Here is a 25373-nt window from a genome sequence, read left to right as displayed (position 1 = left end):
GAAGAACACGAGGATAAACCATCTTGTCAAACCTCCCTTTGAATAAAAGTTCGTTGCGGTAGGATGCGTTCACTTGCTGGTCAATTCCCGTCGCAGGCCTATCAGTTGACAGCAGCACTAACAGCACATGCAGGCTACAGACCACCGCCACAGCGGGTGCGACATTCAGCAACGCCGCACCCTACATGACACACACCGCCACTGGCTGAGTCTTAATTTGCGTCATACCCTAAAATCACAAAGCCTGTTTCAGTCTTTTCTTACTCAGGTAAGGTCACCTGGAACAGCCTACTATCCACATGCTCTTTCTGTACGATCTGTACCATTTTCCTCACAATGTCTGGATGCAAAGCCGCCATATCGTGGTCTTCGTGCAGGTCGGAAGCAAGGTTATATAAGTGTGGCGTGCCCTTTATCACCACCATCTTCCAATCTCCCATACGCACGCCTATCTGGTTGGTCTCGTGAAACTCCCAATACAAATATTCGTGTTTAGTGGTCTGCACTCGCCCAAGCAGCGTTGGAGCAAACGAAATACCGTCGAAGTAATCATCCTTTATTTTTCTGTTCCTGTATTTTTTCTCATAATCCTTTACGCCCGCCAGTTCGCAGAAAGTAGGCATCAGGTCGTAAAAAGCCACCTGCAAATCGGTGCTTGTACCCGCCTTAACATGTCCTTTCCACCATGTGATGAAAGGAATGCGGATGCCCCCCTCATAGCATTGTCGCTTCAAGCCTCGCAGCTTGCCGTCTCGCCCAAAGAAATCGGGGTCGGCACCACCCTCCTCATGGGGACCGTTATCACTGGTAAACACCACAAGCGTATTTTCGTCCAAACCTTTCTCCCTTAGTTTCTTGAATATCTGTCCCACATACATGTCCAACCGGGTAATCATGGTTGCAAACTGGGCATGCGTGTGTGTCACAGCATTGTACCTGCTACCTTCGTTTCCTCCCCATGTCTTGTCCTCGAAAAACTTACGCTCGTAGAATGCTACCAGCGAATCATCGGGCTGCACCAGCTCAGCGTGAGGCAAGGTATAAGTAAAGATACCAAAGAAAGGATGTTTCCCGTCTTGCCTGTCGAGCCACTGCAAGGCACGCTGATGTATCATGTCTGCAGAGTATTGTGTGCGCAGAGCATACTGCTTGCCAAACATAGGATAGCGTATGTTTGCATCTAACACCACCCTTCTCACAGCCGTATCACCCCGCTGCCTGCTGTACTCGTTCAGGAAGTTTGGATAATACAGATGAGCCTGAAACTGGCAGATGTAGCCATAAAACTCATCGATGCCTCGCTTGTCGGGCGTTGACACCGAGCCTTCATACCCTCCTGCCCACTTGCCAAACATCCCTGTTCGATAACCATTGTCTTTCATTATCTCTGGCAGAATCACATGGCTGGGATCATAGGGATGCTGACCAACAACAGAATAGTCTTTGTTTATGCCATAGGTTACCAATGGCACGTCACACCAATACTCCTTGTTGCCCCTGACGGCAGTATGTCCAGTGTGTTGCCCAGTCATCATGCTTGCTCTTGAGGGTGCACTTACAGGTGCACCAGCATAGGCCTGCGTAAAGCGCATGCCTTCTCTGGCCATGCGGTCGATGTTGGGTGTGTTGATGTATGGCTGCCCATAGCACCCCAAATCACCATAACCCATATCGTCGCACATAATATAAATAATGTTAGGTTTGGTTGGCTTCGCCACCTTAGGGTGTCCTTTTGCCATTACAGGTGTAACGGCAAATGCCATTACACCTGTAACCATGATGTTTTCTCGAATATCAAAGTGCTTCATGTTTATTTATTCTGTCAATCCAAACAGCTGGTTGTAACCGGGATTCTGTGTCAGTTTAGGATTCAGCACAATTTGGCTTGTGGGTATCATCATGAGGTAATACGCATCCAACCAGCCGCCTGCCACCAACGGACTTTCATAGGTATAAATCCAACCACTTCCCACCGTGTTGTTTTCTGCACTGGCTTTGCCAGATGACTGTATCTTCTCGTAATCGACAAACTGTCCAGAATAACTATTCTTTCTGGGTGCATAGATATTGTCTTGCGCTGTGGTCCAAAGTCCACAGGGCTGGCGGTTGACATAATAGGCAGCCTTTGCCCAGCGACGAACGTCATAAAATGCGAACCCCTCGCCAAAGAGTTCTGTTTGACGCTCTCGCCTGATCTCCCACAACACGGGGTCTACGTTATAATTGCCAAACTTACCACCTTTGCCTGTCCACCATGGAGCATTGCCCTTGTCTCTATCAGGGTCAAAGTCGGCATCTATCTCAGCTACCTTCATGGGCGCAACTCCTGAACGTAAGCGCAGCTTGTTGATGGTCGCATCGGCAACAGACTGGTTGAATATTCCAAGTTCCCATGCGGCTTCGGCATAATTGAGCAATACCTCTTCTATCTTGAAGATAGGCTTATCGGCAGTGCAAAAAGCAGATGAACCAGTAGAGAATTCCCACATATCGTAATTCTTCCAAAAATAATATCCCGTGCGGCACCTCATAAAAGGGACTCGCGAATCGGTGGTGAAGTTAGGACTTACTGGTGTAAGAGCAGCTCCCCAGTTTTGTCCAGGGCATCTCTTCATGCCCTTTCCACCATACATGCCGCCTCTTACACACTGGTCGTTGACGCCCATGTAGTCGATGTAGAAACGATATTTGGCTGCCTCGGCGGCTGTCACTACATGACCTTGATTGTTGTCGCCAGCCTTCAAGAATCGCCAACTCCTGAATGAGTGAACATTATCCGCTGCTCCATTGTTTGGCGCCACTACATAAGGAGGCTGTATGTTTTGGTACAATCGGGGGTCGCGACCAGCAAAAGTGTCCCACATATCCTTGCCTTTTCCACCTTGATAGCCCGACTTGGGGTTTGCAATGGGGTAGCCGTTCTTCATCAGAAACATATCTACTGTATATTGCGGCACGTCGGCGGCATTGGCGGCTATGTGTTCGTAATCATTATAGCGGTGCATCAGCATGTTGTCTACAAACTCCTTGGACAGTATAACGCCGTCCACACCCTTCAAGTTCTCTGTGGTCCAGAGCTCACCGTAGCCTGCGGCATCTTCTTTCTCACTGCCGCATCCTTTGTACAGCGTAGGATAGGCATCCATTAGTTCCTTGGATACCTTGATACATTTGTGGAGATAAGCCTCGTAAGGTTCGTCCAGTCCGTGATATTTAGCCCACGTTGCCTCTCTTAACAAGAAGCGAGACAATGCCGCCTTTATTGCATGTGCCGTAATGGTGTTGTCGCCGTCGTGCTGCGTCCCGATGTTGTCTGCGGCGTATTCCAGACGGGCAATGATGCTATCTGCCACCACGGCTCGAGACGTACGTGGCCCATACGCTGCCTCATCATTCTCACTCAGCACCTTGTTTACCCAAGGCACGTCGCCAAAACGATCTACCAGCTCCATATACCAATAGGCAGAAAAGAAATAAGCCACCGACCGCCAATGTGCTGATTGTGCCGCCGTAAGGTGTCCGTCACCAAGATGGCTCAACAAGATGTTGATACGACGGATGTATGAGAAGTCCCATCCTCCCCCGTCGGTAGTGGGCATCACCGTTTGGTAGGCATAAGGATTTCGCTGGTTGCCCCGATGGGTTACCAAGCCTCCGTACATATCCCCATAAAATTGTGCGTTGACATAACAGCGATTTATACTGGTACGGATAGTCGTATTGGTAAACATCTCATAGCATGGGTTGATAAAAGCCTTGAAGTTGTCGTTTTCCAAAAAGGCATTGTCTTCTATCATGTCCGTGACAGGATACTTGTCCAAGAAGGCATCATTGCAAGAAGACAGCGCCACCATGACCAATAAGGTTAATATAATCTTTTTCATGTTATTTGCTTGTTGAGTTAGAAAGTAATGCTTGCACCAACTGAGATGGTACGATAATAAGGATACGTCCAGGAAATTCCGTTGCTTAAAGCATTTGCATGTGAGCCAGCGGCCGTTCCCTCTGGGTCATACCCTTTTGGCAAAGATGTGAAAGTGGCCAAGTTTTCCATGCTAAGGAATACCTTGGCACTGCGAATAAACAGCTTGTGTATCCATTCTTTTGGAAGAAGGTAAGAGAGAGTGACGTTCTTGACGCGCAGGTATGCAGCGTTCTGGAGATACCTATCACTTATCCTTGTGTTTGAACGGATGTTGTTGCCTTGATCGTAAATACGGAATAACTCGCAGCCAGGATTGGCAGCCACCATGTAGTCTGGGCTGCTGGGATCGTAGCTCTTGGCTGTCCAATAGTCTGTCTGGTTATAGTAAAGCGGTTGGAATACCGCATCACCAGCATCAACACCAGCAAAAGGAAACAGAGCCGACCCACCCAGCCAATAGTCACGCTTGCCAACGCCTTGCAACAATACTTCGAGACTGAGACCCTTGTAGCTGGCACCTATGTTCATACCAAACTGATAACGCGAGGCGTTGTTGCCTATAACTTTCCTGTCGCCTGCTTTCTCCACGGTGCCTTCCCCAGCGGTAATAACACCATCACCGTCCAGATCCTTGAACTTCATGTCGCCTGGCTGCGGGTTGTAACCATTAATCCTGGTCACTCCCTTGTTCAGCACCCAGGTTCCCTTTCTTGCCGCATCTTGATCAAAGTCGCCAATGGCATAATAGCCATCAGCCTCATATCCCCAGATTTCTCCTATACGCTGCCCTACATAGTAATCTGACAACAGCCGCGACTCGTTGTTGAACTTGGTAATCTCTGCCCAACTGTCATAGACGTTCAGTCCTATCCTGTAGTTTAGGTTGCCTACATTGCTGCGCCAAGCTACACTTAGCTCCCATCCTTGGTTCTTCATGTCGGCCACGTTTTGCAAGGGAGCTGTCGTTCCCACCACCTTGGGAATCTCTATACCCGCTGCCAACATTCCTGTGGTCTTACGGTTGTACCAGTCAAAAGTGGCATTTAGCTGATTGTTGAAAGCATAAAAATCGCACCCAACATTAAAGGTTGTTACTTTTTCCCATGTAAAACTACTGCTTACAAGTCCCGGTGAGGTAATGTAAGTAGTCTTCCCTCCTGCATCCAAAATGTAAGTACCTGCACTGTTTACAGACATTGTAGGCGTGAACTGATAGGGGTCGATACGCTGGTTTCCCACTGTTCCATAAGACGCACGCAACTTAAGATCATCCAGCCACGACTTGGACGCACTCATGAACTTTTCCTGCCCCAATCTCCAACCGGCACTTACAGACGGGAAAAATCCAAACCGATTATCTTTCGGGAACTTGGACGAACCATCGTACCTGCCGTTCAATTCAAATAAATACTTATCGGCATACACATAGTTAAAGCGCGCAAAACCACTCCTGATGGCATATTCAGAATACTTATCTATGATTTTCTTTTCACCCGTTCCACCTTCAAATGATGGCACGCTTGGAGTGGCTTGCGCCAATACGTTTCCATAGAAGTACCGATAATAATACTCCTCTTGGTTGAAACCAAACATCGCCTTGAAGGCGTGGTTTCCCCATGTATGTTCGTAATTGGAGAAAACGTTCAGAGCATTGTATTTCGCAGTGGTGTCGTACATTCTGTAAAAGTCTTGTCCTTTCTCCGTTGAATTCTTTGCGGCCAACTGAACATCAGCAAAGCGAAACCTGTCCGAATAAAACTGATAATGAGTGTCTGTTCGATTGTAGGTGTATTCACCGGTGATGATCCAACCAGGCAACAACTTGAAAATGGAGCGGAGCGAGATGCGAGGCACGGATTTCTCTTCATGAGAGACAGGAGCCAACCGTATCATGTTGGAAGGTGTTTGCGAGGGCAAACTCTCATTAGTTCCCAATATTTTGTCTGGTATGTCACCTTCTGGATAATAATTTATCAGCCTTGTTGTGTAATAGTGATTCATATTTCCGACAACCTCTGGTTTTGAGAGATCAGAATTTGTGTACGAGATGTTGGCCTCTTGCGTGTACCACTTCAGAACATCAGCCGCTATGAATCCGTTGATTGTCTTGCGTTCAAACATGTCCTTATTGGTAATCAAGGGTCCATCTTCCTTGCTGAAACTACCAGAAAGCCTGTACCTGATACGATCTGTACCTCCTGAAATCGTCAGGTTATGGTTTTGAATGGCACCTGTTGTCATCATATTCTTGGCCAAGTCATTCTCGTTCAGCCAATACACCTTTCCATCTGCATCCTGGAAGATACCGTCTCCTACCGTTGAAACCGAGGAAGGATCTTGCTTATATTTGTCAAGATAGTCACGCCACTTGGATACTTCACCATTGCCAGCCCAATACGAATTGGAATAGCCCGCTTCCATGTAGGCATTAAGATATTCCCTGAGTGATGACTGCTTCAAGAAGTTTGCGGTTTGTTCCCACCCCACATTGAAATTATAGTTGGCTGAGAAGTGTTCGTTGGACTTGGGATGTTTCAACGAAACAAGTATGACGCCACCTGCAGCACGCGCTCCATAGATTGCCGAACTGGCTGCATCCTTCAGCACAGTGACGCTTTCAATGTCGTCAGGGTTCAGTGTGCTCAGGTCGCCTTCAACATTGTCTATAAGCACCAATGGGGCACCGCCGTTGATGGACAGCGTACCTCTGACGTTAAGAGACTTTGCCACACCCGGTCCAGAACCACCACCAATGGTGAGTCCAGGCATGGCTCCCTGCAATGCCGAAGCAGCACTTACCACAGGCCGGTCGCCCAAGACGTCTTCCATTTTCACCTGTGCCACAGACCCTGTGAGATTTGCCTTCTTTTGGGTACCATAGCCTACGACAACGACTTCTTCAAGTGCTTCGATATTACTCTCCAAAATAACGTTCATCCCAGCGGTCGCTTTCACTGCAGTTTCCTTCATTCCTACATAGGAGATCGTCAGCATGGCACCCTCTGGAACATCAATGATAAACTTCCCATCAATATCGGTTACCACACCTTTTTTAGCTCCTGCCTGCTTAACAACGGCTCCTACGATTGCTTCACCAGAGGTATCTACAACCATACCCTGAATCATTCGCAAGTTCTTTTGAGTTTTCTGTACGGGTTGTATCAGAATATAATTCCCATTCACAGAATAGGTGTACCCTGTACCGGCTAGCAGTTCAGTTAGAATGTGCAAAACATCCGTGTCTTTCTGTGTCAAGGTGACAAGGCGGTCGGCATTGAACTGCGACACATTGTATTCGATTTTATACTTCGAGAGCTGCTCTATCCGCTCGAAAGCCTTCTTCAGAGACATACGCTCTCCATTGAACGACACACGTTGCGCATGGATGGACATCGTTCCAACCATAAGCATACACAATGCCAATCTCAAGCAACAAATTACTCTTTTATTCATACATGGTTTATAGTTATAGGTTTAATTTCATGGATAAGACGTGAAAGCTGGCAACAACACCCAAAGTAATAGTGTTAAATAATCATAACAATTAAAAAAAATACACGATGTGAAGCCTCTTTAATGCTACTCAAAGTAAATGTCATTACCTTCTACCCGATAGGCAATACCTGGAATGAGGCGTTTGATGACATAGAGAACGTTCTCCAACTTCTCATTCTGATTGAAATGTGCACGGATACGCTGCTGAGCATATCGACCGTTCAGTAAATGGCATTTCACATTGTACATCCTTTCAATTTGTCGCAGGGCTTCTTTCAAAGAGACATCTGTAAGCTGCAACTTGCTCTTTCGCCATGCGTCGCTCATCTCATCACCTACTTGCTGCACAACCACTTTTCCTGTGGATGGAACATACACCAACTGCTCGTTTGGCACGAGAAAGTGTGTTCCGTCATGAAACCTGTCGTGCACCGCAACGACAACCTTTCCCGTTTTCAAGGTTACAGTCACTGCATCCTCACCAACATAGCTTTTTACATTGAAAGATGTACCCAACACTTTGGTCTGCAAGCAACGTGTGGTTACAACAAAGGGGCTACTTTTTTTGGTAACTTCAAAGAAACCCTCGCCCGACAAAAATACCTTGCGCGTTTTTTGTACAAATGCCGTTGGATAAATAAGTGTAGAGCCTGCATTGAGCCATACTCTGCTGCCATCTGGCAAAACAATGTTTTTTTTCTGTCCATAGTCGGTCATAGCCTCAAGAAATTCCACCTGCTCCACCTGCTCTGCTTTTTTGGAAGTCTGTATATACCAGTAGGCAGAGAAAGACATAGCCATGACGGCAATCAGCCATGAGGCAGCAAGAATTCTCCAACGAGGACGCATGACAGCACCTGCAGCTTTGGTTGCGTTGTCAGATACCAGCGACAAGTTGTTTTCAACCTGCATCAAGGCGATGTCCAGCTCATCGTCGTGCAGTGTGGCATGACGTGTGTCATCCCATATTTTTTGCATGGTATCGTCTTTTTCTGCCAATATTCGCTCATCTGCCAAGTAGCGGAAGACACGCTTCTTCGTGCGATTGGAAACATTGTGATGAAAGAAGTACTTGATGATGGCGTCTCTATATTTCATATTGTCTGCTTTATATCAATGACGAACTTCCGTCAAAATACACCCAAGTTGTTAACAATTAATAAGAAGAGATAAACTATTTTTCTTAACTTCCTTAACGCTAAATTAAGGTGGTTCTCTGCGGTTTTTTTACTGATAGACAGGGCTTTGGAAACCTCTTCAAGGTTTAGACCCTGTTCTCTGCTCATCCGGTAGACAGCTTGCCGCTTTGGTGGCATTGTCTCTACCACCATATCTACAAGCAACCTCAACTCCTCACACTCCAAGTCTTCAAAAGGAGACGCAGAATCTGGAAGACACATCCCATCGTCAATGCGCTCAATGACAAGGTTCTTCTTCCTACTTCTAATATAATCCAAGAAAGTATTGCGTGCCGTCTTAAACAGATAGGCATCTAAATTTCGAACAGCAACAAGTTGGCTGCGATGCGTCCACAACTTCACAAATACCTGCTGCGCAATGTCATCAGCATCGCTTGCCTCTTTTGTAAGTCCTAATGCAAAAGCACGTACACGAGGATAATATTGTCTAAAAACTGCCTCAAATGCAGATACGTCACCAGAGGCAAGCCGCACAAGATAGTTGTTTATGTCCAATTTTACGAAGATTGAAAGGGATGTTGTTGTCCCCCACTTTACAATAGTGTTTTTGTTGCGTTGACAAATGTACGCAAAAAAAGGCAGTTTACAGACATTTCGGCTCCCAAAACGACATCTATTTTTATAAACGCCTGTCCATACAGACCTAAAGAAAGGATATAGAAGCGGCTAACCTCCTGCTAAAAAGAATCACATAAGAAGATTAGACTTGTGCCATCAAAAAAAGTCGTACCTTTGCTACATCGTACACTTGGAACACAACGGTTTCCGAGTGACTCGCAGCACTGCAAAGTAGAGCATCCAACTATCTAAAATAAAAGAGCATGTCAATCAAAAAATGGGAAACATTAAAGTCTGATTATATCATCAAACGACCGTGGCTCACGGCTCGTCGAGACGAGGTACAACTACCCAACGGTGTGATTCACGACGAATACTATGTGCTGGAATATCCCGATTGGGTAAACGTTATAGCAGAAGACAGCGAGGGAAACTTGATTATTGAACGCCAATGGCGACACGGATTAGGCATTGTGTCGAATGAAATTTGTGCTGGCGTGATAGAAAAAGACGAAAAACCGCTCGATGCTGCCAAGCGAGAACTGCAAGAAGAGACAGGCTTTGGTGGAGGAACATGGAGCAAACTCATGACCATCTCTGCCAATCCCAGCACCATGACCAACCTTTGCCACTGTTTTTTGGCAAAGGGTGTAGAACGAATCAGCAGTCAACACTTGGACAAGACCGAAGACATCGAGTTTCAGTTACTGCCTAAAGCCAAAGTCTTCGAAATGCTCAAGAACGGTGACTTCATGCAGGCACTGATGATAGCTCCTTTATGGAAATACTTTTCTGAACATCTGTAAGGCGCACTCAGCGTTACATCGATGCACTGCTCTCTATCTCTCTAAGTATCTTCACGCCCTCTTCAACACTCGAAACGTTGCTCACATGCAGCATCCGCTTGCCCTTCACCTCCTTTAAGTCGCAGCGACGAGCATGCTGGGCAATATAGTTGAGCACGCTATCAAATGCCTTACTCTTATAATATGCACTCATGGGATTGCTCACAAACTGCAAGGTCATGTTTCCTTGTTTCAGTATGAGCTTCTCACATCCCAAGCGTTTGCCCACGCGTCGCAACGCCACGACATTCATCAGTTCCACACCTTCATGCGGAACAGGACCAAATCGGTCTTCCAATCTCTGTCTATAAGTGGTCAGTTCATTATCATCTTCAATATTATCCAACTCGCGATACAGCAACATACGCTCGCTGCTTCCTGGCACATAGTTATCAGGGAAATACATTTCCAAATCACTTTCCACGGCACAGTCGTCCACGAAATCGGCTCCCGACACCGCTTCTCCACTTGCAATAGACTCTTCGTACAGGTCGCTGAACTCATCATTACGCAACTCAGTAACCGCTTGTGAGAGGATTTTTTGATACGTTTCGTACCCCAAATCCTCCATGAAACCGCTCTGTTCTGCCCCTAACAAGTTCCCTGCCCCACGTATATCCAAATCTTGCATGGCGATGTTGAACCCGCTACCCAATTCAGAGAACGTCTCCAAAGCTTCGAGACGTCGGCGCGCTTCGGGCGTAAGAACCGACTTAGGGGGTGCCAACAGGTAGCAAAAGGCTTTGCGATTGCTTCGCCCTACACGTCCCCTCATTTGATGAAGGTCTGACAATCCGATGCGATGAGCATTGTTGATGATGATGGTGTTGGCATTACTAATGTCAATACCATTCTCGATAATAGAGGTAGACAGCAGCACATCGTAATCATGATTCATAAAGTCTATCAAGATATTCTCCAATTGTTCGGGCGGCATTTGTCCATGCCCAATCGCCACACGGCAATCGGGTACATATTTTTTAATCATCTTCTCAATCTCGGGCAGCGTAGAGATGCGGTCGTTCACGAAATACACTTGTCCGTTTCGGCTCATCTCAAAGTTGATGGCATCGGTGATGATTTCGTGTCCAAACGTACCTATCTCCGTGTGAATGGGATAGCGATTGGGAGGCGGTGTGCGCATAATACTCATGTCGCGCGCACCCATCAACGAGAATTGTAGGGTGCGAGGAATGGGCGTTGCCGACATGGTGAGCGTGTCAACGTTGGTCTTCAGCTTCCTTAACTTTTCTTTCGTTGCCACTCCGAACTTCTGTTCTTCGTCGATGATGAGCAAACCTAAGTCGTGCCACTCAACCGACTTTCCCAACAGCTTATGCGTCCCAATGATGATGTCGATGCGCCCTGCCGCCAAATCTTCCAACACCTGACGGGACTGTTTGGCACTTCGAGCACGGGAAAGATAGTCCACATTCACGGGCATGCCCTGTAATCGTTCCTTGAAAGTCTTATAGTGTTGGAAAGCAAGCACCGTGGTTGGCACCAGCACCGCCACCTGCTTGGAGTCGCAAGCTGCCTTGAACGCCGCGCGAATGGCAACCTCCGTCTTGCCAAACCCTACGTCGCCACACACCAAACGATCCATGGGACGTGCTTTCTCCATGTCGCCTTTCACCTCTGCCGTTGCTTTCACTTGGTCTGGGGTGTCCTCATATAAGAAGCTGGCCTCCAATTCTTGTTGCATAAAGGTATCGGCACTGAACGGAAACCCCTTCTCATGTCGACGCTTGGCGTAGAGCTTGATGAGGTCGCGTGCAATGTCCTTGATGCGCTTCTTTGCCTTCTCCTTGAGTCGTTCCCACGCACCTGTGCCCAATGTAGACAAACGAGGAGGTTCGCCAGTGTCGCTACGACGGTACTTGGAGATTTTATACAGCGCATGTATCGATACATCTACAATGTCGCCTCGCTGGTAGATAATGCGAATCATCTCTTGATACGTATTACCCGTGGGAACTCTCACCAAACCTCCAAACTTACCAATACCAAAATCAACATGCACAATAAAGTCGCCTGGCTCCATTTCCTGCAGTTCTTTGAGCGTGAGCGCCATCTTGCCAGCTCGTGCCTTATCCGACTTGAGGTTGTACTTATGAAAGCGTTCAAATATTTGGTGATCGGTAAAGCAGCATATTTTAAGTTGATGATCAATGTATCCTGCATGGATAGAAGCTCCCTTCACAGTCCCCTTCTCACCTTCTTCTGTTGCTGGTCGAGCACTCGGTGCCTGCAACTGCAGGTAGCCTCCTACCCCATTAGAAGACTCCGCTGCAAGTGGAATGGGGGTAGAGGAATTATTTTCTTGCTGCGCCTTCATGATTTCACGAAGTCGCTCTACCTGTTTTCTACTCTCCGCAAAAACATACAAAGCATACCCCCGATGTGCATAATCCGCCAATGTTTGGTACAGCAAATCAAAGTTTTTATGAAATAAGGGCTGTGGAGTAATATCAAAAGAAATAGAGACTTGAGGCGTCATATCAGATTGTAACCCAAACTGAATGCGCTTAAAACCTGCTATGTCTTGCAGAAATTGACGCCCACTAATGAGCTGTTGCTCCTTTTGCCAAGCGTGCATCAATTCTCGTTGCTCCACCTCGGTAGCACCTTCCAACTGCTCTTGCATCACTTGCTTGGCAAATCCTTCGTTGTATATGCGCTCTATGGTGTCGTGAACGAAGGTAAAATCTTGCATTACCAACAAGGCGGTGGGGGGCAATAACTGAAGAAAAGGAACTCTATCCTCTTTCATCTCCGACAGTTTGGGTACTATCTGAACTTGCTCTTTGTGTTCTTTAGAAAGCTGATCTTGCACATCAAACGTACGAATGGTATCTACCTCGTCTCCAAAAAAATCGATACGATACGGCCATTCACAACTATAAGAATAAACATCAACAATACTTCCACGCACGGCAAACTGTCCCGGCTCGTAGACATAATCAACTTCATGAAACTCGAAGGCACGCAACGACTTTTTCAACGTCTGCATATCCACCGTTTGTCCCACTGCCACTTGTAGGGTTCGCTCCTCTAATTTTTGCTTTGAGACCACCCACTCGCACAGCGATTCGGGCGAAGCAACGATATACAGCGGCTCTCCTAAACTTAGTTTCGACAGCACTTCGGTACGCAGAATTTCGTTTGCGGCATCACGCTGTCCGTACTTAATGGCACGCCGATAAGAGGAGGGGAAGTACAACACTTGCTGATTGCCCATCACCTGCATTAAGTCATGGTAAAAATAACCAGCCTCATCGGCATCTTGAAGTACAAAGAGTATGGTTTGTTGCAACTTTCCTACCATGCCAGCAAACAGCATGGGCGCAGCAGAAGCCACGAGTCCCTGTAAGAAAACGGTCTTTACAGATTTGTCCTCTAATGCTTTTCGGAGTGCACCCGCCTGGGGCGAAGCTCCATATAATTGTTGAATGTCTTGTATATTCATCGCAAATGCGTTGAGCATACAAAGGTAACGAAATAACGTGAGAAAGCTCCTTAAAACATGGCAATATCTATGAAGGAATCTAAAGCATTGGGGGAATATTGCTATCTACATGCCTTCACTTACCAAAACAGACTATTTTACCTACCAAAACAGACTGTTTTGGTGTCCAGAACAGACTATTTTGACCAACAAACCCATTGACTTAACACGACAGCGTCAATGGGTTCATTTCCTTCATTAAAATATATTGATAATAAGATAATCACCAACGAGAAAAAAGCCTTAATCTTTGGGCATGGGTGGATATTTTCGCAACCAACCATCTAAGCGCAAACGCATCACGCCAAAGAACGCCTCGCCAAAGATGCCACCACTCATCTTGCTGGTTCCCTCACGGCGATTGACAAAAATCACTGGTACTTCTTTGATCTTAAAGCCTATCTTATAGGCGGTGTATTTCATTTCAATTTGGAATCCATAACCCTTAAAACGAACTTCATCTAAAGGAATGGTTTCGAGTACACGTCGCTTATAGCACTTGAAACCCGCAGTGGTGTCGTGGACGTTGAAACCAGTCACAAACCGTACATACTTGGATGCGAAATAACTCATCAACACTCTTCCGATGGGCCAATTAACAACATTGACGCCACTGACATAGCGTGAACCTATCGCAAGATCGTATCCTTCGTCGTGACAAGCTGCATAGAGACGTGGCAGGTCATTGGGATCGTGGCTGAAATCGGCGTCCATTTCAAATATATAATCGTAATCTTGTTGCAACGCCCACTTAAAACCAGTAATGTAAGCAGTTCCTAATCCTAACTTACCAGAACGCTCCAAGATAAACAATCGGTCCTGAAACTCGTTCTGCATCAAGCCATGCACAATAGAAGCTGTGCCATCTGGACTTCCATCGTCTATGACCAACACATGAAAACATTTATCGAGTGCGAAGACGGCACGAATAATTTTCTCAATATTCTCTTTCTCGTTATACGTCGGAATGATGACGATGCTGTCGCTTTTGTTCATAATCGCTATATTTGAGGGTGATAGATAGATGCAAAGATAATGTAAACCGCTTGATTTACAAAACGTTCTATTCTATTTTTTATGCGTCTATATTTATTGAATGTCTAAAATCTTATTGGTCTGAGTTTGGCTGATAACCCTGTAACTCTGCTGGTAAGGCGTTCATTATCACTTGATAACTCTCCTGCAAGGTGGCAGTGATATTCTCTGAACTCTGCTCTTTTGGAGGGATAGGCTCATGTATGGTCAGCGTGAGTGGGTGCCATTGAACCCATTTCATATCACGCATACGAGGCATTACTTGAAAAGACCCGTTGATAGTTAGCGGCACTACAGGCAGTTGCAAATCACTGGCTAACATGTAAGCGCCACGTTTGAAGTCGCCCATATGCCCTGTAAAGGTGCGCGCTCCTTCAGGGAAAACAACTAACGACATGCCGTCTTTCAGCGTTTGGCGCGCCTCTAAATAGGTTTGTTTTATCTTGGCTGTCCCTCTTTTGTCCACGAAAATATGATGTGCAGCTTGACATGCCATTCCAATAAATGGCATCTTGCGAAGCTGATACTTCATCATCCACTTAAAGTTACGACCCAAAAAACCATAAATCAGAAAGATATCGAAGGCGCCTTGATGATTGCTAACAAAAACATAAGACTGCTTTTTATCGAGATGTTCACGACCTTCGACTTTCACAGGTAACAACAGAATGCGAATGGTGAGCCACGACCAACACTTTCCAGGATAATACCCCCAAAAGTGTCCGTTACCTAAAATACAGCCAAGGGTTGTCAGTAAGGTAGTTAACAAGGTGAGTAATGCCACCAAGGGGGCGGCAATGAACAACTGATAGATACGATATAAATATTTCATAGAGAATGTGCTGAATGTTATTTTTGTCGATGTAGGGTGATGACAGCAATTTCACTGGACACTCCAAAGCGAAAAGGAATGAGACCACCGAAGCCAGAAGTGACATAAAGTGCACGACTGCCGTCACGATACAGTCCGTAATCTTCTTTTAATAAGAGTTGGGAGATTCTAATTCCAAACAGACTTAACTGCCCTCCGTGCGTATGCCCACTCAACGTTAGTTGTGCATGCGATTGTGGCAGAATGATTCTTCGCCAAGCAGAAGGGTCGTGCTGAAGCATGACAACAAACGCATTGTCCCCTACTCCTCGCAAGGCTTGGTGCACATCTCCCTTTGCAGGATAAGGTGGAAGTCCGTCATTCTCTGTGCCAGCAATGACTATAGAATCGGCTCCACGATGAATGGTTCGATGTTCGTTAAGAAGCAACTGCCAACCATATTGGCGTTGTTGAGAGATGAGTTCTCGCTCATTGCCCACTTTAATCGCATTTGGTGCATCGATATATCCACTGTAATCATGATTTCCTAACACGCTAAACACCCCATTTTTGGCATGAATGGAACGGAACAAGTCTTGAAATGGATAGAGTTCTGAGGGCTGTAAGTTCTGCAAATCGCCAGTAAAGACAACCATGTCTGCTTGCTGTTTTCGGATACTGTCAACCGCTCTTTCCAAGAGAGGACGACGTGATTTCATATAAGTTCCTACATGTGCATCGCTCCAATGCACGATGCGATATCCGTCAAAGGCTGGGGGCAAGTCCATAAAAGCGATATCTATACGATTGATTTTTAATTGGCGAAGACCGAAAGTCGACCCATATACCAATATATATATCACCATAATGGATAAAAATAGCCCCACTAAATTGCCCCAATTATGATGCTTTTTGAAAATTCGACAATATCCCAACCCTATCAAAGAGCAGAGAGTAAAGATGCCTTTCGGCACAACAAGTAATCCAAGGAGAAGCAGATAGTTATCTATCCACGCAGGATTGTCGGGTATAAAGTTCTTTTCAGTCCCCATTTTGAACGTATATACCAACATCAAAATGGCAGGTAGCCACCACAACAATCGCTTCCACCGAGTATAGGTGGGTTTCTTTCGGAGGTAATGTAGATCTATATATAAATCTGGCAATACGATGAGAAACAGCAGAAAAATCAATATTCTTGCAATCATAGCTTTATTTTAGCCCCCAAGGGAGTATAAAGACATAAAACCACTGGCGCAATGACTACCTGAAACGCAAGGCTTCGCCACGATAGTTATTATCAAATTGACCGTTATTATAGATAATGTGACCGTTACAAATGGTTTGCATAACCTTCCAATGGAAAGTATGTCCCAACATTGGACTCCATTTACATTTACTCTGAATCACATCCTCGGTCACCGTCCAAGGGGTATGCGGTTTTACTATTGTGATGTCTGCCTTGTAGTTTTCACGTAAAAAACCACGATCATTCACTTCAAACAATTGGGCTGGATGATGACACATCAATGCAACAAGACGGTCAATGGTGAGTACGCCCTCATCTACCAACCCTAACATCGCAGGCAGCGAGAACTGTATCATGGGCATACCAGAAGCGGCTTTACAACTTCCTCCTTCTTTATCTTTAAGCAGATGAGGCGCATGATCGGTGCCGATGGTGTATATTTTTCCATTGGTCAAAGCGGCTCGCAGTGCCTGTCGGTCAGCTTTTTGCTTGACAGCAGGGTTACATTTTATCATGCTTCCCAATCTTGAATAATCTTCTTCCGAGAACATCAAATGCGCTATCACCGCTTCTGCCGTAATATTTTCTTGCTCGCCAAACAGTTCTAACTCTCTTGCTGTAGTTAGGTGAGCCACGTGAAGACGAGTTCCATATTTCTTGGCAAGACGCACAGCCAAAGCTGTAGACTGATAACAAGCCTCTTCACTACGAATCAATGGATGGTATTTCATGGCAGGATCGTCGCCAAACTTTGCCTTAAAGGCAGTCGTGTTACGACGAATTAGCTCGGTGTCCTCACAGTGTGTCATGACTGGAAGGGGTGCAGTGCGAAAGATTTTCGTTAAGACATCACTTCTATCTACCAACATATTTCCCGTACTGGCACCCATAAACAACTTTATGCCAGGCACGATATGTGGATTAAGTTGTGAAAACAGGTCAGCATTGGTATTGGAAGCACCAAAAAAGAAAGTGTAATTGATGTGACTGTTTCGCTGTGCCAATTCGTGTTTTTGCTGCAAAGCCTCCAACGAAGTCGTTTGAGGAACGGTGTTCGGCATGTCGAAAAACGAAGTTACTCCACCATAAGCAGCTGCCCTACTCTCTGTTTCAATATCAGCCTTTGCTGTCAATCCTGGCTCTCTAAAATGTACATGTTCATCAATCACACCCGGAATAACAAAACATCCCGTAGCATCTATCACTTGATAATCATTGCCACAGAGTTGTTGATCTTCTGGAACAATGTGGGTGATACAATCCTTTTCGATGATGATAGAGCCTCGAAAGACCCTACCCTCGTTGACTAATGTACCACCATGTATAAAGATTGCCATGAAAAATAATGTTTTTACTCTTTTGGTTCAGACGGTTTTGCCAAATCAGCAGGCGAAGCTGGCGGTGGCAGTTGCTGTGCATTGGATGGAATTTGATTAACCGCAGCAGGCATTTCTTTCATTCCATTCATGATTTGCTCATTCTCCAATGCTTTCTGATAATAGTCCTTGACATACGGATCGTTCTTAAATTGATCTGTAGCTTTACTCATGATGTCCTCTATCCATGGAGTTAATTCAGGATATTGATTACCAATAGTGACCATAAAGAAAACACCCGGTCCTAAAACATTATCGAAATTATCGGTGACAAACGTTGTTACTAAATGGTCTTCTTTTTGACTTAACTTGGCTGCCTCCGCATTCAGTTCGGCATTAACTAAAGCCATATCACTACCATTCATAATGGCTTGGTCATGTTTATGCACCAACTCAGCTTCCCGGTTTTTAAGTTGATTGTACTCTTTGAAGAACTTAAATAACTTCTCATTCAATGGTGTGCCACTGACTGTTTGCTGCGTGTTGTTGATTTTGATGTTGATATCGCCTTCTTCCAATACAAATGTCAGCACGCTCTCATTGTCCATGAAGATATTTGCCATACGAGCAGTATCGATATGACCCGTAAAATGGAACTGTCCATGAATGACATCACTGGAGTCAACACTCTTAAAATCATTGTTTTCCAGTACCTTCAGATACAACATTCGACCATCCAAGTCGGTTACATTCGATGAACCTTGGATATTATACGTATTAGCACAAGAGGTAAAAGCTAATACAGCGATAAGTAGGTATAAGGTTTTATTCATATATGTTTTCTTAAAGCAGTTGTAATTTAGACGAGTAGAGATTTCAACCCAACAGTATGAAAACCGATATTGTCTGTTACTATGTTCGTTAAAGATGACACCAATCGATATTCACTGCGCTGGATTTCAATGTCGGAAAGTCGTCTATCATATGCAAAGATAATATGTATTGCGGACGAACAAAAATATTTAAGGCAATTTATCATGACTACCTTTGCTTTTAGTATTTTTTGGGAATACAACAAGGTCTACGACTTCGCCTTGGATAGTTCATGCCCTATCCGATGCATGGTGTACATTTCCAGCAGCGCAGCAACCAAAAGAAGGACGACCCATTTATTATAAACAAGTTGATAATAGGTGAGATAGTTGGAAAAGGCTGCCTTAAAAAATTGGAATACCATATCCACCATGAGCAAACCAGATAGTATGAAAAGCACATCTGCAAAGGTCATGATTTTTTTTAGACGTTTCACAGTGAGCGAACTCCCTTCATACGTTTGCATCATTTGTATGACACCAAAGAGCAAAGCTCCTAATAAATAGATCCAACACACAATGTGTTGTTGCCACATAAAGGCGAAACAGCCTGCTCCGATAACCATCATCGCACCGCCAGAAAGAAATAAAATACTCTGAACTTTACTCAGTTGCTTCATCTGTAGATTTTGATTGTTGTGTTGCTTGGTCGTCACTCAGCACAAAAATATCTTCATCATCGGCTTTCATGAAATAGTTTTCGCGGGCGATTTTCTTGATAGCATTGGGATTGCGCTTTAGCTCACGCAGCTTTTGAGTGCTGATTTCGTTTTGAATACTATATTTCTCAATCTCTGCTTTCAAATCACTTATTTGCCATTCCAATTGGACACGCTTTAAGAAACTATTTTCATCAAGAAATCCAACAATAAGAATACCTCCGACAATGACTATCAGATATTTATAATGACTGATAAAACTCAGTATGATATTGAACCGACTCACAAGCAATAATTATAATATGTTGCAAAAATAGTGAATATAATCGGAATCGAAAAATGTCTTATTCAGAATTTTATCTAATTAACAAATAAACAGTTACCCCATGTGAACATCTGTAATCTTTTTGTTATCTTTGCACCACTAATATCCCTTATAATGAAAGATTATATTGTATCTGCGCGCAAATATCGCCCCACTTCGTTTGACACAGTGGTAGGACAAACAGCGCTCATCACCACTCTTAAAAATGCCGTAAAAAGCGGAAAGCTGGCACACGCCTACCTTTTTTGCGGTCCTCGTGGCGTAGGTAAAACAACTTGCGCTCGCATTTTTGCCAAAGCAATCAACTGCCTGCACCCCACAGCAGATGGCGAAGCCTGCAACGAATGTGAGAGTTGCAAAGCCTTCAACGAACAAAGATCATACAATATCTTTGAACTTGACGCTGCCAGTAACAACTCCGTGGAGAACATCAAATCGCTCATGGACCAGACGCGCATACCGCCTCAGGTTGGTAAGTACAAGGTGTTCATCATCGACGAGGTACACATGCTCTCCACATCGGCATTCAATGCGTTTCTGAAAACGCTGGAAGAGCCGCCCGCTCACGTTATTTTTATCTTGGCGACTACCGAGAAACATAAGATTTTGCCAACGATATTGTCACGCTGTCAGATTTATGATTTCGAACGCATGACGACGAACGACATCATCAATCATCTCAAAAAAGTTGCCGAAAAGGAAGGAATTACTTACGAAGACGAGGCACTCAATATCATTGCAGAAAAGGCAGACGGTGGCATGCGCGACGCTTTATCGGTTTTTGATCAAGCTGCCAGTTTTTGTCAAGGCAACATTACGTATGCTAAAGTGACAGAAGACCTCAATGTACTTGATACGGATAATTATTTCAACATTGTAGACCTATGCCTTCAAAACAAAGTGAGCGATGCGATGCTCCTACTCAACAGCATCATTGCCAAAGGCTTTGCGGGAGGTCACTTCATTAACGGATTGGCATCACACATCAGGAATGTACTCATGGCAAAGGATGCACAAACGCTTCCCTTATTAGAGGTAAGCCAGCAACAACGCCAAAAATATGAAGAACAAGCAAAGAAATGCCCTACGACTTTCTTGTACCAAGCTCTGAAATTACTCAATCAATGCGACATCAACTATCGACAAAGCAGCAACAAACGCTTACTGGTAGAGATTACCTTGATACAAATAGCTCAAATTACGCAGCCCGATGACACTCCCGCGGGTGTGGGGCATAGCCCCAAACGCTTAAAATCCTTGTTCAAAAAGTTGGCTCCCGTGAAGGACGGAGAGACAACACAACAGGTGGTAGGCTTAGAGACCAGCAAGGTGTCTCCAGTAAATGCCTCCCACTCTCAACTCTCTTCTGCATTCGAGAAGAAAGATACGAATGTACAAACTGCGACAAGCACTCAAACTGCAAGACCACGTCTAAAATTCTCTGACTTAGGTGTTTCGTTCAAGAGTCTACGGAAAGATTCTACAAAAGAGGTTCATCAGCCAGAAACCCAACAGCAAACAACTTCTGCAAGCACAACTTTTAGCAACGAAGAGTTGAGGATACAGTGGAACGTGATGTGCAACCGAATGCCACCAGAAAAGATAGGTTTATCCCAAAGAATGAAGAATCTTCTTCCTCAAATCACCACGTTTCCACAGGTAGAAGTGGTCATCGAAAACGATATCCTATTGAAGCAGTTGCAGGACATCAAAGGCAAGATTCAGGCAACCCTACGCATGCTACTTCAAAACAACAGCCTATTACTCTCTTTTCGACTGGCAGAAGCGCAGGAAGTGACGAAGATTTACTCGAAGCGTGAAATCTTTGAACTGCTCAAAAAAGAGAACCCACAACTGGACAAACTTTGTCATAACTTAGGTTTGGAATTAAGCTAATTCCACTGAATTTAATTTACAAAATCGCTATTATTTTTATCTGAGTTTTCTTTATAATAGAATTAAAAAGAGGATAAGATTGGAGTTTTTTACCTAAAAACAGCTCATTCTTTTGATAGAAACATGACTTAACCGTGCTGAAACAATGTTTCAACACCGTTATCTATCGCAAATAATCTGCTTATCTCCATGCATCAACACCACTAAATGAATGCTTCAAGGTCGCAAAATTTCAACATAAAAACACAAACAATTGATAATCAAACACTTAAAATTTTGCGATATTTCAGATAAAATATGGGTAAGTGGACTATAACGCAAGTATTCAGAGGGTTAAATGGTAAAGTTTTCTTACAAAACAAAGGACGGTTAATGTGCAAAAACCTTTTTCCTTTTCTTACTCCAAACAATCGAAAATGAAAAAAGGTTATGCCGACACCGACACAACCCCTCTGATATGTTAAACTAAAAATTTTTTCTTTCTAAAAAGGAAAGACAAGATTTACTTGCTCTTGAAGTTAATCTTGTTTCCTAAATGAATAGCTTGTGCGACAGTTATCGCTACAACAGCTAAAGTCATAATTGTTACCATAATCTTTTTACCTTTCTTTTTAATTTGTTATCCTTTTTCTTATTGTCGATGCAAAGATAGGGACAATTAACTGTGTGCGCAAACAATTTAGCACATTCTACCCATTTTTACCCCGTTTTGTTGATACAAATCAAAGAAACCGGTAGAAAAACATCCGTAAAAAGCTTTTTATTTATTTGGATATCCTCGCAAATTACTGTAAATTTGCATAAAAGAAACTTCGCCTTAGCAAATTCAGGCAAGCCTGATTGCGTTCGGCTCGTATTCTTTTTGCATAAGATAGAAAATGCGTAGTTGCATGTTACTCCAAATTCGTTAATAGCACTTTATGAAACTGTTCAATCATCAAACTGTCAATATTGCCTTATCCTTACTATTGGGTAGTGCTATACTATTTTGGATGTATCGCGATTTTGATTTCCAACTCATCAAGAATGTAGTGCTTGAAGAGATGGACTGGACATGGATGTGGCTGTCCTTTCCGTTTGGAATCTTGGCAGAAGCTTTCAGAGGTTGGCGTTGGAAACAAACATTAGAGCCTTTAGGTGAACGTTCCAGAACATCGGTCAGACTCAATGCTGTGTTCCTTTCGTATGCCGTTAGTTTAGTGATTCCACGCATAGGCGAGTTTGCCAGATGTGGTGTGTTGAACCGCTACGACAACGTTTCGTTTCCCAAAGCCTTGGGAACGGTAGTCACCGAGCGGGTCATTGACTCCATATTGGTACTGTTCATTACCGTGCTGACCTTCATTGCACAAATCAAGATTTTCGACACCTTCTTTATCCATACGGGTACAAACGTAGATACTATCCTCCAACAGTTTTCCACTGCTGGTTACATCGTAACGGCTATATGTGCCGTAGCCGTATTGATATTGGTGTTCTTCTTAGCGAAAAAATTGTCTATATATAATAAGGTGAAAACGACGTTGCACGATATAGGGCAAGGAATCACCTCTTTACGAAAAGTAAAGAACATCCCTTTGTTCCTGATTTTTACCTTGGCAATATGGTTGTGCTATTTCCTGCACTACTATCTCACCTTCTATTGCTTTGAGGCAACGGCTCACTTAGGACTGTCGTGTGCATTAGTTACCTTCATCGTGGGGTCGATTGCGGTCATCGTACCCACGCCAAACGGTGCAGGGCCATGGCACTTTGCCGTGAAAACCATGCTCATTCTGTACGGTGTTGCCGATACAGACGCCTTGTACTTTGTGCTCATTGTACACTCGGTGCAAACATTGCTCGTGGCGGTATTGGGCATTTATGCGTGGATAATGCTATCATTCACACAAAAAAGACTAAAATCAGTGAAAGCTGGCAACCTACAGTTTACTGACGAAACATAACAAACAGTGCATTTTTTCATCTGGAGCAGTTAGCTAAATGTAGAATTACATGACAGCTGAAACTCCATAAATTTAAATACTATGAGTGAAATTAAAAATCTAAAACCAACGTGTGTGTGGCGTAATTTCCACGCATTGACACAAGTTCCACGCCCTTCAGGACATCTGGAGAAAGTGCAACAGTTCTTACTCGACTTTGCTAAAAAGGCAGGTGTTGAAGCCTATATCGACAAAGCGAACAATGTAGTCATGAAAAAAGCTGCAACACCAGGCATGGAAAACCGTAAAACGGTGATTTTACAAGCACACATGGACATGGTTCCTCAAAAGGCACCAGAGAGTCATCACAACTTTGAAACCGACCCCATCGAAACACATATTGACGGAGAATGGGTAAAAGCCAACAATACTACATTGGGTGCTGACAACGGAATGGGTGTGGCAGCTATCATGGCTGTCATGGAAGACAAAGAAATGAAGCACGGACCTATTGAAGGACTCATTACTGCTGACGAGGAAACAGGTATGTTTGGTGCTAATGACCTGCCAGAAGGAGAACTGGATGGCGATATCTTGATGAACTTAGACTCAGAGACTTGGGGCAAATTCGTCATCGGTAGTGCAGGCGGCATCGATATTACTGCTGAATTAGATTATAAAGAAGTAGCAACAGATAGCTCAGATGCTGCTGTAAAGGTAACATTATCTGGACTTCGTGGCGGACACTCTGGTTTGGAAATCCATGAGGGTCGTGGCAATGCCAACAAACTGATGGTGCGCTTTGTGCACGATGCCATTCGCCAAACAGAAGCAAGACTCGCTACATGGCACGGAGGCAACATGCGCAATGCCATTCCGTTCAAAGCCGAAGTGGTTCTTACGCTCCCCAAAGAGAATGTTGAAGCACTGAAAGAATTGGCTACTGACTGGAAAGAAGAATTCATTGAAGAATACAGAGATATTGAGAAAGGTATCGAATTGACAGTAGAAGAGGTTGCAACGCCAAAGACACAAGTGCCAGAACCTATTCAGGACAACTTGATAGCTGCTATCTATGCTTGCCACAATGGTGTAGAGCGCATGATTCCTTCTTTACCTTCAGTGGTAGAAACTTCTTCAAACTTAGCCATTATAGATATTGAAGCAGGCAAGGCTACGTTCAAGATATTGGCTCGATCTTCCAGCGAAGAGATGAAAGCCTATGTGTCTGAAATGCTCCAGAGCTGCTTCAATATGGCAGGAATGAAAGTAAGTTTCAGTGGTAGTTATGTCGGTTGGGATCCAAATCCTGATAGTGAACTACTCAAAATGCTGTTGAAAGTTTATAAAGAACAAAACAACGAAGAAGGTATCGTACAGGTAGACCACGCGGGACTGGAGTGTTCTATCATCTTAGGCAAATATCCTCACTTGGACGTGGTATCGTTTGGTCCTACCATTCGCAGCCCACATACCTCGACAGAGCGTTGCCTTATCAAGACTGTAGAGCCTTTCTGGCAATTCTTAAAGCAAGCTTTGGAAGAAGTACCTACGAAATAAAAAACGTGTGATGGAATAGAATAAGTTTGTAAAACAACGTATTTGAACAAACTATTCTATCCATTAAGACCTTTAGCGAGCCGATGTGCCTTCATTGTGATAAGCACTTCGGCTCGCTTGTTTTGAAAACTTGAAATGCTATAAAGGCTGGTTCTATAAATTACCACCGCATATAGTCATTAAATTTTTATGAAA

At 44.3% G+C, this 25373-nt stretch carries 17 protein-coding genes; 4 read left to right on the top strand and 13 right to left on the bottom strand.

The features are described 5' to 3' along the window. Window positions 1-260: 260 nt before the first annotated feature. The 5 genes from HMPREF9304_RS13215 to HMPREF9304_RS13195 form a co-directional block, all read right to left on the bottom strand. Window positions 261-1763 carry an arylsulfatase gene (locus tag HMPREF9304_RS13215; RefSeq protein ID WP_231564548.1) on the bottom strand — a complete coding sequence of 501 codons (1503 nt, stop codon included), beginning with the start codon at window positions 1761-1763 and terminating at the stop codon, window positions 261-263. 51 nt (window positions 1764-1814) lie between these two features. Further along, window positions 1815-3884, bottom strand: a complete 2070-nt coding sequence (locus HMPREF9304_RS13210) for a RagB/SusD family nutrient uptake outer membrane protein (RefSeq protein ID WP_036929980.1) — start codon at window positions 3882-3884, stop codon at window positions 1815-1817. Between the two features lie 17 nt (window positions 3885-3901). After that, window positions 3902-7378, bottom strand: a complete 3477-nt coding sequence (locus HMPREF9304_RS13205; RefSeq protein ID WP_036929978.1) for a TonB-dependent receptor — start codon at window positions 7376-7378, stop codon at window positions 3902-3904. Window positions 7379-7504: 126 nt separating this feature from the next. Then, entirely contained in the window at window positions 7505-8518 is a 1014-nt protein-coding gene (locus HMPREF9304_RS13200) for a FecR family protein (RefSeq protein WP_036929975.1), read from the bottom strand. Window positions 8519-8550: 32 nt separating this feature from the next. Beyond that, window positions 8551-9114, bottom strand: a complete 564-nt coding sequence (locus HMPREF9304_RS13195; protein ID WP_036929973.1) for an RNA polymerase sigma-70 factor — start codon at window positions 9112-9114, stop codon at window positions 8551-8553. A 326-nt stretch (window positions 9115-9440) separates the two neighbouring features. Between HMPREF9304_RS13195 and HMPREF9304_RS13190 the strand changes: the two genes are divergently transcribed. Then, complete coding sequence (locus HMPREF9304_RS13190) at window positions 9441-9983, top strand: NUDIX hydrolase (RefSeq protein ID WP_036929971.1); 543 nt, start codon at window positions 9441-9443, stop codon at window positions 9981-9983. Between the two features lie 13 nt (window positions 9984-9996). Here the strand turns inward: HMPREF9304_RS13190 and mfd are convergent, their stop codons facing one another. The 8 genes from mfd to HMPREF9304_RS13150 form a co-directional block, all read right to left on the bottom strand. Then, window positions 9997-13491, bottom strand: a complete 3495-nt coding sequence (gene mfd / locus HMPREF9304_RS13185; RefSeq protein ID WP_036929969.1) for a transcription-repair coupling factor — start codon at window positions 13489-13491, stop codon at window positions 9997-9999. 282 nt (window positions 13492-13773) lie between these two features. After that, window positions 13774-14526, bottom strand: coding sequence for a polyprenol monophosphomannose synthase (locus HMPREF9304_RS13180; protein WP_036929967.1), 753 nt, complete (start codon window positions 14524-14526; stop codon window positions 13774-13776). A gap of 112 nt (window positions 14527-14638) precedes the next feature. Next, window positions 14639-15397, bottom strand: a complete 759-nt coding sequence (locus HMPREF9304_RS13175) for a lysophospholipid acyltransferase family protein (RefSeq protein ID WP_036929965.1) — start codon at window positions 15395-15397, stop codon at window positions 14639-14641. A gap of 17 nt (window positions 15398-15414) precedes the next feature. After that, window positions 15415-16584: a metallophosphoesterase gene (locus HMPREF9304_RS13170; protein WP_036929964.1), complete on the bottom strand. Its 1170-nt coding sequence runs from the start codon at window positions 16582-16584 to the stop codon at window positions 15415-15417. Between the two features lie 55 nt (window positions 16585-16639). Then, a complete protein-coding gene (locus HMPREF9304_RS13165; RefSeq protein WP_036929962.1) occupies window positions 16640-17962 on the bottom strand; it encodes a dihydroorotase in 1323 nt (440 codons plus the stop codon). A gap of 14 nt (window positions 17963-17976) precedes the next feature. Next, window positions 17977-18774 (bottom strand): DUF4369 domain-containing protein, encoded by a 798-nt coding sequence (locus HMPREF9304_RS13160; RefSeq protein WP_036929961.1) that lies wholly within the window; start codon window positions 18772-18774, stop codon window positions 17977-17979. 248 nt (window positions 18775-19022) lie between these two features. Then, complete coding sequence (locus HMPREF9304_RS13155; RefSeq protein ID WP_036929960.1) at window positions 19023-19433, bottom strand: hypothetical protein; 411 nt, start codon at window positions 19431-19433, stop codon at window positions 19023-19025. Beyond that, window positions 19417-19764 carry an FtsB family cell division protein gene (locus HMPREF9304_RS13150; protein ID WP_008125391.1) on the bottom strand — a complete coding sequence of 116 codons (348 nt, stop codon included), beginning with the start codon at window positions 19762-19764 and terminating at the stop codon, window positions 19417-19419. Before HMPREF9304_RS13150 ends, HMPREF9304_RS13155 begins: the two co-directional genes overlap by 17 nt. 147 nt (window positions 19765-19911) lie before the next feature. On the opposite strand from HMPREF9304_RS13150, the gene HMPREF9304_RS13145 reads away from it, so the two are divergent. The 3 genes from HMPREF9304_RS13145 to HMPREF9304_RS13135 all read left to right on the top strand — a co-directional run bounded on the left by HMPREF9304_RS13145 (window position 19912) and on the right by HMPREF9304_RS13135 (window position 25178). After that, window positions 19912-21693 carry a DNA polymerase III subunit gamma/tau gene (locus HMPREF9304_RS13145; protein ID WP_036929958.1) on the top strand — a complete coding sequence of 594 codons (1782 nt, stop codon included), beginning with the start codon at window positions 19912-19914 and terminating at the stop codon, window positions 21691-21693. 920 nt (window positions 21694-22613) lie between these two features. Further along, complete coding sequence (locus HMPREF9304_RS13140) at window positions 22614-23639, top strand: lysylphosphatidylglycerol synthase transmembrane domain-containing protein (protein WP_036929957.1); 1026 nt, start codon at window positions 22614-22616, stop codon at window positions 23637-23639. 81 nt (window positions 23640-23720) lie between these two features. Next, a complete protein-coding gene (locus tag HMPREF9304_RS13135; protein WP_036929956.1) occupies window positions 23721-25178 on the top strand; it encodes an aminoacyl-histidine dipeptidase in 1458 nt (485 codons plus the stop codon). Window positions 25179-25373: the final 195 nt, after the last annotated feature.

It is taken from the genome of Hoylesella timonensis S9-PR14 (genome assembly GCF_000762405.1).
In the GTDB taxonomy this organism is placed as follows: Bacteria; Bacteroidota; Bacteroidia; order Bacteroidales; family Bacteroidaceae; genus Prevotella; species Prevotella timonensis_A.
This window is presented reverse-complemented; position numbering and strand designations above follow the sequence as displayed.

Coding starts and splice junctions, on each gene's coding strand:
- HMPREF9304_RS13215 (WP_231564548.1), bottom strand. CDS start 1,763: ATGGCATTTGCCGTTACACCTGTAATGGCAAAAGGACACCCTAAGGTG.
- HMPREF9304_RS13210 (WP_036929980.1), bottom strand. CDS start 3,884: ATGAAAAAGATTATATTAACCTTATTGGTCATGGTGGCGCTGTCTTCT.
- HMPREF9304_RS13205 (WP_036929978.1), bottom strand. CDS start 7,378: ATGAATAAAAGAGTAATTTGTTGCTTGAGATTGGCATTGTGTATGCTT.
- HMPREF9304_RS13200 (WP_036929975.1), bottom strand. CDS start 8,518: ATGAAATATAGAGACGCCATCATCAAGTACTTCTTTCATCACAATGTT.
- HMPREF9304_RS13190 (WP_036929971.1), top strand. CDS start 9,441: ATGTCAATCAAAAAATGGGAAACATTAAAGTCTGATTATATCATCAAA.
- mfd (WP_036929969.1), bottom strand. CDS start 13,491: ATGAATATACAAGACATTCAACAATTATATGGAGCTTCGCCCCAGGCG.
- HMPREF9304_RS13180 (WP_036929967.1), bottom strand. CDS start 14,526: ATGAACAAAAGCGACAGCATCGTCATCATTCCGACGTATAACGAGAAA.
- HMPREF9304_RS13175 (WP_036929965.1), bottom strand. CDS start 15,397: ATGAAATATTTATATCGTATCTATCAGTTGTTCATTGCCGCCCCCTTG.
- HMPREF9304_RS13170 (WP_036929964.1), bottom strand. CDS start 16,584: ATGATTGCAAGAATATTGATTTTTCTGCTGTTTCTCATCGTATTGCCA.
- HMPREF9304_RS13165 (WP_036929962.1), bottom strand. CDS start 17,962: ATGGCAATCTTTATACATGGTGGTACATTAGTCAACGAGGGTAGGGTC.
- HMPREF9304_RS13160 (WP_036929961.1), bottom strand. CDS start 18,774: ATGAATAAAACCTTATACCTACTTATCGCTGTATTAGCTTTTACCTCT.
- HMPREF9304_RS13155 (WP_036929960.1), bottom strand. CDS start 19,433: ATGAAGCAACTGAGTAAAGTTCAGAGTATTTTATTTCTTTCTGGCGGT.
- HMPREF9304_RS13145 (WP_036929958.1), top strand. CDS start 19,912: ATGAAAGATTATATTGTATCTGCGCGCAAATATCGCCCCACTTCGTTT.
- HMPREF9304_RS13140 (WP_036929957.1), top strand. CDS start 22,614: ATGAAACTGTTCAATCATCAAACTGTCAATATTGCCTTATCCTTACTA.
- HMPREF9304_RS13135 (WP_036929956.1), top strand. CDS start 23,721: ATGAGTGAAATTAAAAATCTAAAACCAACGTGTGTGTGGCGTAATTTC.